The sequence below is a fragment of the Candidatus Aminicenantes bacterium genome (assembly GCA_026393795.1).
In the GTDB taxonomy this organism is placed as follows: Bacteria; Acidobacteriota; Aminicenantia; order UBA2199; family UBA2199; genus UBA2199.
In genome coordinates this window covers 1-11,781 of sequence record JAPKZL010000182.1, presented here as the reverse complement: position 1 = coordinate 11,781, position 11,781 = coordinate 1, and the positions used below count along the sequence as shown (strand labels likewise).

13 protein-coding genes are annotated in these 11,781 nt (G+C 56.5%); 3 read left to right on the top strand and 10 right to left on the bottom strand.

Annotation, left to right across the window (positions count from 1 at the left end):
* Positions 1-368: 368 nt before the first annotated feature.
* Entirely contained in the window at positions 369-821 is a 453-nt protein-coding gene (dtd, locus tag NTW95_08640; protein MCX6557477.1) for a D-aminoacyl-tRNA deacylase, read from the bottom strand.
* Positions 822-980: 159 nt separating this feature from the next.
* On the opposite strand from dtd, the gene NTW95_08635 reads away from it, so the two are divergent.
* Positions 981-1,952 (top strand): polysaccharide deacetylase, encoded by a 972-nt coding sequence (locus NTW95_08635; protein ID MCX6557476.1) that lies wholly within the window; start codon positions 981-983, stop codon positions 1,950-1,952.
* Between the two features lie 14 nt (positions 1,953-1,966).
* On the opposite strand, the gene NTW95_08630 is transcribed toward NTW95_08635, so the two are convergent.
* Genes NTW95_08630 through NTW95_08610 form a run of 5 tightly spaced genes read right to left on the bottom strand, consistent with a single transcriptional unit; the run spans position 1,967 to position 4,633 of the window.
* Complete coding sequence (locus NTW95_08630; protein MCX6557475.1) at positions 1,967-2,767, bottom strand: hypothetical protein; 801 nt, start codon at positions 2,765-2,767, stop codon at positions 1,967-1,969.
* On the bottom strand, positions 2,764-3,303 hold the full coding sequence (locus NTW95_08625; GenBank protein MCX6557474.1) for a hypothetical protein: 540 nt from the start codon (positions 3,301-3,303) through the stop codon (positions 2,764-2,766). Before NTW95_08625 ends, NTW95_08630 begins: the two co-directional genes overlap by 4 nt.
* A gap of 3 nt (positions 3,304-3,306) precedes the next feature.
* A complete protein-coding gene (locus NTW95_08620; GenBank protein ID MCX6557473.1) occupies positions 3,307-3,711 on the bottom strand; it encodes a secondary thiamine-phosphate synthase enzyme YjbQ in 405 nt (134 codons plus the stop codon).
* Positions 3,708-4,271 carry an AmmeMemoRadiSam system protein A gene (gene amrA / locus NTW95_08615; GenBank protein ID MCX6557472.1) on the bottom strand — a complete coding sequence of 188 codons (564 nt, stop codon included), beginning with the start codon at positions 4,269-4,271 and terminating at the stop codon, positions 3,708-3,710. The genes NTW95_08620 and amrA overlap by 4 nt, the downstream gene beginning before the upstream one ends.
* Entirely contained in the window at positions 4,259-4,633 is a 375-nt protein-coding gene (locus NTW95_08610) for a hypothetical protein (GenBank protein MCX6557471.1), read from the bottom strand. The genes amrA and NTW95_08610 overlap by 13 nt, the downstream gene beginning before the upstream one ends.
* A 330-nt stretch (positions 4,634-4,963) precedes the next feature.
* Between NTW95_08610 and NTW95_08605 the strand changes: the two genes are divergently transcribed.
* Entirely contained in the window at positions 4,964-5,206 is a 243-nt protein-coding gene (locus NTW95_08605; protein MCX6557470.1) for a hypothetical protein, read from the top strand.
* A complete protein-coding gene (locus NTW95_08600; protein ID MCX6557469.1) occupies positions 5,203-5,700 on the top strand; it encodes a hypothetical protein in 498 nt (165 codons plus the stop codon). The genes NTW95_08605 and NTW95_08600 overlap by 4 nt, the downstream gene beginning before the upstream one ends.
* 376 nt (positions 5,701-6,076) lie before the next feature.
* Here the strand turns inward: NTW95_08600 and NTW95_08595 are convergent, their stop codons facing one another.
* Genes NTW95_08595 through NTW95_08580 form a run of 4 tightly spaced genes read right to left on the bottom strand, consistent with a single transcriptional unit; the run spans position 6,077 to position 10,959 of the window.
* Positions 6,077-7,057 carry a DUF4340 domain-containing protein gene (locus NTW95_08595; GenBank protein MCX6557468.1) on the bottom strand — a complete coding sequence of 327 codons (981 nt, stop codon included), beginning with the start codon at positions 7,055-7,057 and terminating at the stop codon, positions 6,077-6,079.
* A gap of 25 nt (positions 7,058-7,082) precedes the next feature.
* The gene (locus tag NTW95_08590) at positions 7,083-9,308 is read right to left on the bottom strand and encodes a Gldg family protein (GenBank protein MCX6557467.1); all 2,226 of its coding nucleotides are present in this window, start codon (positions 9,306-9,308) and stop codon (positions 7,083-7,085) included.
* Between the two features lie 9 nt (positions 9,309-9,317).
* Positions 9,318-10,022 (bottom strand): ABC transporter permease subunit, encoded by a 705-nt coding sequence (locus NTW95_08585; protein MCX6557466.1) that lies wholly within the window; start codon positions 10,020-10,022, stop codon positions 9,318-9,320.
* 1 nt (position 10,023) lies between these two features.
* Positions 10,024-10,959 (bottom strand): ATP-binding cassette domain-containing protein, encoded by a 936-nt coding sequence (locus NTW95_08580; GenBank protein MCX6557465.1) that lies wholly within the window; start codon positions 10,957-10,959, stop codon positions 10,024-10,026.
* Between the last annotated feature and the right edge of the window lie 822 nt (positions 10,960-11,781).

Genomic DNA, 11,781 nt, shown 5'->3' with positions numbered 1-11,781 from the left:
GACCATGCAAAAATTAATTAGCCTTTCCATCTCTCCCCCCTTAATATAACCATAACTCCCACCAAAAAAAACTCCCCCCCCGCTACATGGGGGGGGCCCGCCTTTTGGACGGTGTCAGCCATGAATTGAACTCGGTTGACGGTTACGGCGTATGGCGTCCGGCAAGAATAAAATTCCAAGCACCAAGCACCAAAACACAAACAAATTCCAATATCCAATGATCCAAACAGGGTAAAGGCACTGGGAGGATCTTAGTATTGCGAATTGGAATTTGGAGCTTGGAATTTATTTGGGATTTGGAATTTGTGATTTGGAATTTTTGTCCTCTCGTGGTCTCTTTTTTCCCGTATACCGTCCACCGTAAACCGTCAACCAAGCTCGTCCTTGGTTTTCTCAAGTATGATGGTCACCGGGCCGTGGTTGACCGAGTGAACGTCCATCATGGCGCCGAATTTTCCGGTGGCCAGCGGCACGGCCGCGGCCAGCAACCCGTTGAAGCGGTCGTACAGCTCCTCGGCCCGACCGGGTTCTTCGGCGCCTGAAAAATCGGGCCGCCGCCCTTTTTTGCCGCGCGCGGCCATGGTGAACTGCGAGACGGAGAGGATTTCGCCTTTGACGTCCCGGACGCTCAGGTTCATCCTGGCGGCGGCATCGGCGAAGATCCGCAGGTTGAGGATTTTTTCGGCCATGAAAGCGATTTCCCTTTCGCCATCCCCCTTCTCAATGCCGATCAGCAGCAGCAGCCCCGTGCCGATGCGGCCGGCGACGAGCCCCTCAATTTCAACGCTGGCCTGCGAAACCCTTTGCACTACGACGCGCATGGGTGTATTTTATCACAAGCCGCGATTTCGTCCAGCCCGGACAGGACAGAGCCTGGTCAAAGCCGAGGGTCATCCCTGACGTTGCACCGGCAGGGGATTTATTTTAAAATAACGGCGCCGGCGGAGTCACCCTGGACTTTGTAAGGCAAGCGGAGGAAAATGAAGGTCAGGAAAAAGATATGGCTGCTCCCGCTCGGGGCGTGCCTTCTGTGCTCGGCCTTGCAGGCCATCGACGATTATCGGCCGTTTTTTGCCCCCGTCCCCGGTAAGAACGGCATGGCCATGGCGATCAGCATCCGTCAATTCCGCCGCAACGGCCGCTGGTATCAACTGCGGGTCAACCCGGTGACCATGGCCACGGCGATCACCCTTTCGAGCGCTCCCAGCCTGGCCGGAAGCTCCCTGACGGAATTGCGAGGCGCCTTCGCCGACACGCCTTACTTCAAGGCCATGGGCGACGCGGCGCACAACACCCGGGCGCTCCAGGATGCCGGCATTACCCATGCGCTGCCCAATGAGCGGGGTGTCTGCCTGACCATCGACCTTTGTCCCACGCGCCGGCGGCTGGAACGCACCCTGTTCCTGGACATCGTCGCCGCTTTCGCCAAGATCGAAAAGCCGGTGCCGCTGGCCATCGCCGTATCCGGCTTGTGGCTGGAGTCTCACGGTGAAGATTTGCGCTGGTTGCAGGGCCTGGTGCGATCCGGTGCCATCACGGTCGATTGGATCAACCATTCCTACCATCACCAGTACGATCCGCGGCTGCCGCTGCGGCAAAATTTCCTGCTGGAAAAAGGGGTCAACCTGGACAGAGAAATCCTGTTGACCGAGAAGAAGATGATCGAGAGCGGCCTGACCCCCTCCGTGTTTTTCCGCTTCCCGGGCCTTGTCTCCAGCCAGGGCGAATGCGAGCGCGTCCTCGCCTATGGACTGATCCCGGTCGGCAGCGACGCTTGGCTGGCCAAGAGGCAGGCGTCACGGCCCGGCAGCATTATCCTCATTCACGGCAACGGCAACGAAGCGCGGGGCATCAAGAAATTCCTTGCCCTGGTCGCCAGGGAGAGGAAGGCGATCAAGCAGAGGAACTGGCTTCTCTTCGACTTGCGCGACAGCGTGGCCAGGGAGGAGTGAATCCAAGCGTCGGCTCAGCGCCCGGAGACAACCCGCTGTCCCAGCAGGGGCGAATCGGGATCGACCAGCAAGCCGTCGTCGCTCCCGGCCCCTTGCGGAAGAAGCCAGCGGGAAGGACCGTTGCTCAGATAGCTGCCGCGGCAGGTTAGCCAGGCGCGGGAAAAGGGAAGGCTGGGCTCCAGGCGCAGGCGGACGATCTCCAATCGACCGGCGCCCCGAAATGTGCGCTGGATGAAATTCAGCAGCTTCGCCAGCGGCGCCATGACGGCCACGGCCAGTGGGCGGCTGGCCAGTCGCCCGCGGCCCGACTCCAAGCCGCTGAAGATCCCATACCAGCGGAAGCGGCCGGGGTTGGCGGCAAGCGCGAACCCGTCGGCCAGTGGCGCGGCTTGGCGGCGAAAGATCCAGTCGAAAAGCGGAGCAGACAGCGGCTGGCCGCCAGTCTTCGGCTCGGCGGCCGACGCTTGGGATGTGACCCAGACCCTGACGTCGGGGATGCCTTCCCTAGCGGCCCCCTCGAGCAACGCGGATTGAACCATCGTCTCCCAGGCCTCGTCCCGCTCAATCTGCGGCAGCGCCCGCAGCAAGTTGCTGTCGCTGCCGGCAAGCAGCGCTTGCTCCCGGGCATCGGGAAAGGCGAAGCGGGCCGACAGGGCGTTGTATTCCGTTGTTTTCCGCTTCAGGTCTTTTTGCTCGCGGCGCAGGCCGCCAAGTTCCCTGACCAACGGATACCAGTCCAGGACAACAAAAGCCAATATCATAGCCAGCCCGATCAGGAGGCGAAACAGCGCGGCCGCCAGTTTTCCCGGCCTCATGGCAGCTCCGCTTGGCCGGTGACGGTGAAGACATTCAGACCGCCGTCAGTCGGATCATTTTTTATAAAAGACAGGTCGGAGAGATCGGCAAAATCGCCAAGTTCCATGTAGAGGCCGGCAAATGTTTCCAGCGCCTTCCCGGCCCCGGGGAGGCCCGGCTCTTCCTGGATACCGATGACCAATTCGAAGCGGAGATCGCGCAAGCTAGGATCGATCTGCAGGCCGATGATCCGTGCCGGACCGAAAACAACGCACAAGCGGCGGGAGAGGTCGGCGACGGCCAGGGAGGCGGCTTCGGGATAGCCCAGGCAGTACTGGACACGGTAGAAGCGGGCGCGCCGCGCCATGGTGTGCTCTACCGGCCGGGCACGCACCAGCGCGGCAAGCTTCTCCCTGCCCCGGTCGATGTCCTGCAGGCGGCGAAACTTCTCCACGTGGAGCAGCGCTGAAATCGCGGCAAGGATCAAAAAGAAAAACAGAAGGAAGCGGAGCCGGGAAGAGATCCCGCGCCTGTCTTCACCGCTTTCGGCAGCCATGGCTCAACCGGGGACTATCTTCAAATGGACCCGGCGCTGGCGCGGGCCGTCGAACTCGCAGAAGAAAACACCCTGCCAGGTGCCCAGGAGCGGTTCGCCGTTTTCGATGATCAGGGTCTCGGAAGCCGATACCAGGCTGGACAGGATATGCGCCGGCGAATTGCCTTCGCCGTGCCGGAAATAATCCTGCTGCGGGAGGCGGCGCTTGAAAAATTCCCCGATATCGTGACGGACGTCCGGGTCGGCGTTCTCATTGATGGTCACCCCGGCCGTGGTGTGCGGAGCGAAAACCAGGAGCACCCCCTCCCGGCATTTGCTGGCGCGCACGAACTCGCGCAGCGCCGCCGTGATGTCGATGAACTCGATCTCCTGCCGGCTTTGGATCTCGAGGCAGCGGCTGCGGTTCATGGCGTTTCAGCCACCTCTTTTTCGCCGAAGACCTGGGCTTGAAAGGTCTCTATTTTCACCCCGCGCTTCCACTCGTCCCGGTCCAGCCCGGCCTTGAGGCAGCCGTAGGAAATGTACTGCTCGAGGTCCCAGCCCTGCTCCAGAGGCACCTGTGGGAGCAGCAGGCCGCGCTGAAAGCCCTTGCTGATGATGATGCCGTCGCGGCCGACCTTCACCTGTTCGTGACCGGCGACCGGTTGCGGGACGGTCAGGACGGAAATCTCGATGTCGAGTTCGGGCAGCTCCGCCACCATGACCGCCGGAAAGCGGGGATCCTGGCTGGCAGCGGCGATGGCATTGTCGATCACGGCTTCCCAGAGGGGCTTGTAGGGCAGCGGATAGCCGATGCAGCCGCGCAGGTCGCCGCGGTGGTGCAGGGTGACGAACACCCCCCGTTTTTCATTGAAAACGGGATTGCTAACGGGAGGATATTCCGCCTTGCCCGAAGCCAGGTGTTTTTTGATGGTGCTGCGGGCCAGGGCAAGAAGCTCCTGCTGTTCCTGCCGGCTCAATTTTCCCATTTTTCCTCCTTGTCCTCCAACAGCGGCACCAGGACGCTTTTCCGCTTCGCCGCGGAAAATTCACAGCGCCGGATTTCGATCTGCTTGCCGTCGATCACCATGACCAGGTCCTGCAAAAAGCGATCGAGGACAAAGGGCCGGCGCCGGCAAAAGAACACCCCCTGCAGCCGCTGCTGGTAATTCGCGCAAACGGAGCGGTAGATCTCATCGCCGCTGGCGCGGTCGAAATCGAACGGCAGGAGCTGGTCGATGATGATGAAACGTCCCATGGCGCTGCCCAGCAAGAATCCCGCCCCCTTGTAGCCGCTTGAGCGCAGAACGGCGATTTCCTGCAGCGCCGCGGGCGTCAATTGCACTTTCATGGCTTATTTTTATCATACAATGACGTCTAAGACAATAACCGAATCCAGAATCACTTAGCTACTATATTTTTCCAATTTAATAATCTTGATAACTTTTTTTATTCTTCTCTCTTTTTCACTTTTTAGACCTAAAACCATCTCCCGCAGATGTTGGAGTGCATCCAACCTCTCTTCTGGTGTTACCTTCCTCCAGTATTCAAAGTCCAGCGTCTCCACACCTTCTAAAATGTTGATGTGGATTATTTTCTTTATGGATTAATTATAGCAAACAGCCGAAAAATAAGCAAAACCCGGGTTGAATATTTGTCCGCAAGGAGCTATAATTATTTAATGAAAAAAAAGCAAAGCCCTTCAAAAAAAGTGGAGGGGAAACAACTAAAAAGTGTTTGCTCTTCCCTCCAAACCGATCGTTCATTCAACAAAGCGATGAGTTTTTCCGCTGCCAAGCAGTGGGATATCCTGCAACAAATTTCACTGACCCCGGAACAACGGCAGCAGGCAGCTAAGGAATTAAAGGAGCGAGTTTTCGGCAAGCATGCCCCCGACATCCGCTCTTCCCACCCTGGCAGATGAACGCATCACATTTTTCAAAGGACGCGCAGGAATTCCTTGAATTGCTGTCTATTTACCTGGTTCGTTATGTCATCGTTGGCGGCGAAGCGGTCATTTACTACGGCCACGCCCGACTTACCGGCGACATGGATATTTTTTACGATCCTGCTCCCGAAAATTCCCAGCGTCTATATAATGCCTTGAATGACTTTTGGCATGGGAATATCCCCGGAATCGAATCACCGCAAGATCTATCCGCAAAAAATCTGATCATCCAATTCGGGCTTCCCCCCAACCGGCTAGATTTGCTCAGCCAAATATCGGCCGTATCATTTACCCAGGCCTGGAAAGATAAAATCATCGAAAAGATCAAAATAGGCAAAAACGAGTATCCCATTTATTATATCGGCTTGAAGCAGCTTATTAAAAACAAGGCAGCCGTCAAGCGCCATCGCGATTGCGAAGACCTGGAGTTCTTATATAAAATCGCCCCGCCGCGAAAAAAAACCCGTTGAATCTTCAAAAGCATTCATTTTTACTTCTTTTCACATGTGACTGCTCTCATCAAATTTACAAATACAACTATAAGAGATGTGATAAGGGCAAAGAGAGACATTTCCTGAGCATAGTTCACGCCCCATCCCGATCGTCTGAGTATCAATGATGACCAGCCATAATAACAACTGAAACTACCAAGACTTCCAAAAAATACAATATTCCCCCAATCCCGATGTTGATGAAGTCCAAGAAATGAAAAAAGTTCCAAAAAAATGATGATAATCATAAACGATTCAAACAAAATAACAAAAAGTCGCGCCCTCATTTGAAATAGGCGGAAAAACCCCGCTACATAACAGATAAATCAGACCAGCATAAAATTACTGGCTTGATTTATTTAGCCGTGGTTTTTTCGTTTTTCAGGAGCGCCGGTTTTTTCATGATGTTCTCGACCTTGTAAGCGCTGAGTAAAAACGGATATGGACTCTCCGAAGAAAGGGCCGCATAACTGATTTCCTTTTCCGTTTTCGCGAAAATGGACAGCAGGAAATCCTTGCCCCCCTTCAGCCGCAGCGAATACAGCGGTTGTTTGAAATCGTCCTTGGTTTTGCCATCGATGAATCCCTCGCAGATCAGCCGGCTGGCCTGCTCGAGGATGCCGTTCAACTCGCTGCCGTTCGCCGTCTTGCCGTCGACCGTCTGCCACGACTCCTCCTCCGACGGCGGCGCTTGGCTTTCCGCTTGCTTGTCGCCGGGCTTGAACTGGAGCGGCTTGATATTTTTCGTGAAAAGAATTTTCTCTCCGGCGCTGCTGATCTCAATGGCCGAAATTTCGTTTTTGTCAAACTGCAGCACGGTTTTATCGCGCAGGTTGTCGACTTTCTGGTCAAAATCGCTGCGGAAGGAGTTCCGGGCATGGAAGACGCGCGGGTCGACGTCCAGTTTCACGTAGGTGTGGCTGTAGGTGGAGGCGACATTACCGATCGAGAATTCGCGCAGCAGCCGCTCATTCCCATAGGCCTTGACCGTGATGGCGTTTTCCCGATCGAGCCCGTACGGCAAATAATTTTTGGATTCGGAGACCAGCGCCGTCAGGTTCAGGTTGACGATGGCGTCGACGATGGCGTTGGCCTTGGCCGGGTCGGCCGCGAAGCCCTGAGGCTGGATGGACCAGCCGTTGTCTTTCCTTTCCAGGCGCATCGCCTGCCCGGCCCGGGCGATGTCGACGCGGCCGATGTCGGCCTTGGCGACGGGCGCCAGGCGCGGGAGTTGATAATTCATGCGGTCGGGATTGCGCAGCGCCAGGTAGAGCAGCATGGCGATGATCGCGATGCCCAGGATGATGGGTTCGCTTTTAAGTTTGCCGAGTTTCATGATAAGCCTCCTTGCCCGCCCTGGTTCATTTGCGGAAGAGCATCTGTATTCTCTTCTGCCGGTTCTTGCGCCTGATCCAGATCAGGATGCCGGCCAAAACGACCAGGACCGGCAAACCGACGATGTTGAAGGTCTTGACGAAGGTCTTGGTGCCGCCCTTGATCTCGCCCATGAGATTCAACCGCTGGCGCTTACCGCGCATCAGGGCGACCTCTTCGCGGTTGTTCAGGAAATCGAGCAGATTCATCACGAACAGGGCGTTGGGAGATTCGCCGGCCTGGTCCAGCAGGTTGTTTTTCAGGATCTCCGAGGTGCCGATCAGGAAAATCTTCCCTTCCTTGCCCCTGGTGATGGAGCTGCCGGCGGCCTTGATCTTCGACATGTCGATGGCTGCCTTGGCTTCGTCTTTCTTGGCCGCCGGGGTTTTGCCTCCGGCTTTGGCCGCTTCCGGCTCGACGGCCGCGGCGGCGAGCGGTTTTTCCGGGATGGGCTTGCCGGCGAAATAGCTGGGGAAGGGGCCCGACAAAATATAGGCCAGGGGATAGATTTTCTGCTCCCCTTCCGTTTGCGGCTTTTGGATGAAATAGGGGTTGAGGTTGATCTGGCCGCTCATCTCCCAGGCCTTGGCCGAGGAGGAAAAAAGCATCCGGGCGCTGAGGCCCGCTTCCTTGACCCTGGCTGCGTCGAGTTCCAGCGGCGCCGCCTTGAGCAGGATCAGGCGTTCGATGTTCTTCATGAAATCGCTGCTCTCGTTGATGTAAGGCGGTCCGATCAGCGGCGCGAAATAGATGGGCTGTTCGCCGCCGCCGTACGCCGGGTCTTGCCGCTGCCGGTAGCAGTTTTCATCCAGCAGGTATGATTTCCTGCTGCGGATGCCGTAATGGGCCAGCAGCTTCTCGAGCCCGGTGTTCAACGGGATATAAAGCGGCCCCTGGTTGGGATTGGTGTAGGACTGTTCGCGCTGGGGAACGATCTCGTTGAACGGGTCGAGCAAGATGGCCAGGGATTTTCCCTGCATCAGGAACTGGTCGATCTGGAACAGGGCGTAATCGGAAAATTCCTCTTTGGGGCCGGCGATGATCAGGCAGTTCACGTTGTCGGGGATCTTTTCGTCCTTGAGCTTCACCGGCTGCAGCGAATAGCTCTCCGAGACCAGGCCGCTGAAGTTCGCCAGGTCCTGCTCCTGCGGCTGGTTGGGGCCAACCATTCCCGCCTGCAACGGCGGCGTGCCAAAATCGGCCAGGTAGGCGATTTTCTCGTTGATGTCCAGCATGCTCTCGATACCGTCGGTGAGATATTTTTCCATGTTTTCCATCGATTCCAGCTGGTACTGGTCGCCGATCAGGGGGATGCGCAAGACGCGGATCAGGGGGATCGACAGCGATTTGCGGCTGGTCTGCATCACGATCCCGGCCACTCCCGACCCGGCGGAGATCTCCTTGCCCTGCCGGTCCACCTGTTTCTGCCACTGCAGCTGGAAGAGATTGTACTTGGCCAGCCCGGCCGCGGCCGCCGCTTCCGTTGTCGGATCGTGGCTGGCGAAAGCCAGCTGGCCGTAATTCTTTTCGTTCAGCTTGCTGACCAGCGTCTCCACCTTGGCCGGAATTTCGCCCAGGCCGCTGATGTTGATGTAGGGGGCGACGACGTTCAGGGAGGAGGACAGGAAGAGCGTGACCTGGATCTTCTCGGGCAGCCGCAGCAGGGCGCCGATCTTGTTGTTCATCTTCTGGATCATGGTGGTGATCTTGTATTCCAGCCCTTCGGTGCCGGTGATGGTCGGGATCCGCTCCACCATGTCGCCGTGGATCAGGGCCATGCCCATGTACGCCTTCTGGAATTTTACCTCGTCTTTTTCGATTTTCTGGATCTGCACCGGGTAGATGCCGTAATCGCCGGCCAGCGCCTGGTTCTCGTTGACCGTTTTGCCCGCCTCCTCGTCCTGGGGGCTGACGTTGTGGAACTGGTAATTGAAGAAATGGTTGGCGGCGAGGGCGTATTCCTTGAGCAGGTCCTCCAGGTAGCGCTCGGTGTTGTTGTGCGGGGCGGGCAGGTTCCTGGTAAAGAAGACGTGGATGGTCAGGGGCTCGGACAGGGTCGAGACCACTTTCCTGCTGATGGCGGAAATGGAATACAGGCGGTCGCGGGTCAGGTCGAAGCGCATGAACAGGGTGGCGCCGACCAGGTTGAGCAGGACGGCCGCCGCCAGGACCATCAGGAATCTGCCGTAAACGTTCTTTTGTTTTTTAGTCATGTCGGCCTCTCACTTTTTTCCCTGCATGACCAGGTTGCCGGCGTACAGGGCCATGAAGCTGGCGCTGGCGAAATAGAGGATGTCGCGCGAATCGAGGATGCCCTTGGCGATGTTCTGGAAATGGAAATCGGCGCCGATGTATTCCAAGACGCCGAGCAGCGACTCGGGCAGGAAGAAGAGCATCTTGTCGATCAGGGTCAGGGCGAAGCAGATGCTCATGCCGATGATGAAGGCGATGATCTGGTTGCGGGTCAGCGCCGAGGCCAGCAGCCCGATGGCCGAGAACAGGGCGCCGAGGAAAATGGCGCCGATGTAGCCGCCGACGATCGGGCCGAGGTCCAGCCTGCCCAGCAGGGCGATGGTGACGGCGTAGGAAAGGGTCGGCAGCAGCATGATCATGACGAACGTCAGCGCGGCCAGGAATTTGCCGGTAATGACCTCCCAAAAGGTCAGCGGCAGGGTCATCAGCACCTCGTACGAGCCGACGTGCATCTCTTCCGAGAACAGGCGCATGGTCACGGCCGGGATGATGAAGGAGAAGATGATGGGCAGCAGGCTGAAGAAATTGCGCAGGCTGGCCTGGTTGTAGAGGAAAAAGGTCGAGAAGAAAAACCAGCCGGTGACGAGCAGGAAAATGGCGATGACTATGTAGGCGATCGGGGCGATGAAATAGCTTTTTAATTCCTTGCCGAGGATGTGGCGGATATTTTTCATCTTAGTTCTCCTTGGTGAGTTCCCTGAATATGTTTTCCAGCGACCGGAACTGCTGGTGGAACTCGAGCAGCTGCCAGTCCTGCTTCTTGATGGCCGCGTAGATTTGCGGCCGGATGTCCTCGCCGGTCCTGCAGGTCACGTTCACGGCCAGGGTGCCGTCGTTGCTCTCGCCCGGCTCGACCGCCACCACGCCGGCGATCGGAGCCAGCGCCGCGCGCACCGCCGCCAGATTGGCGTTGCGAAAAGCCAGGGCGATGAGCGACTCCTTGCCCAGCGATTGCTTCAGCTCCTCGATGGGGCTGTCGGCCACGATCCGGCCCTTGTTGATGATCACCACCCGGTCGCAGGTGGCCTCGGCCTCGCTGAGAATGTGGGTCGACAGGATGATCGTCTTCTCCTTGCCGATCTTCTTGATGATCGTACGGATCTCGATGATCTGGTTGGGATCGAGCCCCGAGGTGGGTTCGTCCAGGACCAGAATTTCGGGATCGCCCATCATGGCCTGGGCCAGCCCGACCCGCTGCTTGTAGCCCTTGGACAGCTCGCCGATCGGCTGGTGCATGACCTCCTGGATGGAGCAGGTCGCGGCCAGCAGGTCGATGCGCTGTTGCTTCGCTTCCTTGTCGAGCCCGCGGATGTCGGCGATGTAGCGCAGGTAGTCGTACACGAGCATGTCCGGATAGAGCGGCGCGTTCTCCGGCAGGTAGCCCATCATGCGCCTGATTTCGAGCGCATGGTCCTTGATGTTCAAATCCTTGACCCGGATCGTCCCGGCCGTGGGATTCAGGTAGCAGGTCAGGATGCGCATGAAGGTCGTCTTGCCGGCGCCGTTGGGGCCGAGCAGCCCCAGGATCTCCCCCTGGTTGATCTCGAAGCCGATGTCGTCGACGGCGCGGATTTCGCCGTAGTGCTTGCTCAGGTTTTCCACCTTGATCATGGCCCAACTCCTTGTTCTCGATTTTGACTTCTATTCTATGACGCCGAATCCATGAAAAAAGTTTAGAGCCTTATCGCAAATTCATAATTTTTGGCCTTTTGGAAAAAATTATAGAATTTGCTATCTAGGCTCTTATCCAGCTCCGCTGGATTAGAAAAAATGGAAACAAAAAAGACCTGAGTTTGTCAAGATTAAAAATTTGCAAACCCAAGCAGGTATACGTCCTTTACAAGCCGGTTTCTTGACAAACAGGGCCGATGGCATTTATTGAAAGATTGAAAAATTCCCGCACCGTCGCGGAAGCGTTCAAATAGTTTAAAGTCGATTTGGTAGTTCCCGGTTCATACGAGCGTAGGGGCACGGCGCGCCGTGCCCCTACCTTCGATCGGGAGGTGAGGAGAATCGGTGTCAGGTCTTTCATTATTACTTTCATTTTTGACGCAGCACAAATATAGCTAATCCATTGCAATATAACTGGACATTTAAGTGGACATTATTTTGGACAAAATTGTGGTCAAAATGGCAAAAAGATCCGATATTATTGATTATTCTGACAAGAAAAAGCAAGAGCATTGGTGCCAGGTCTTTCATTATTACTTTCCCCTGCTCGCTTGCATTATCTTCGAACAGAAGACAGAGAACAGAAAAAGAGAATGGAGCGTTTGGCTTTGGGTAGGGAACGCAAATTTGCGTTCCGAATGGTGTTCATGTAAAGCGATGTCTCCAGGCCTGTCCTTGATAAATTCCAAATAAAATTCAAGGTATTTAAAAGGGCGAACACAGAGGTTCGCCCCTACAAAATTCATCCCAATTTATACTTCT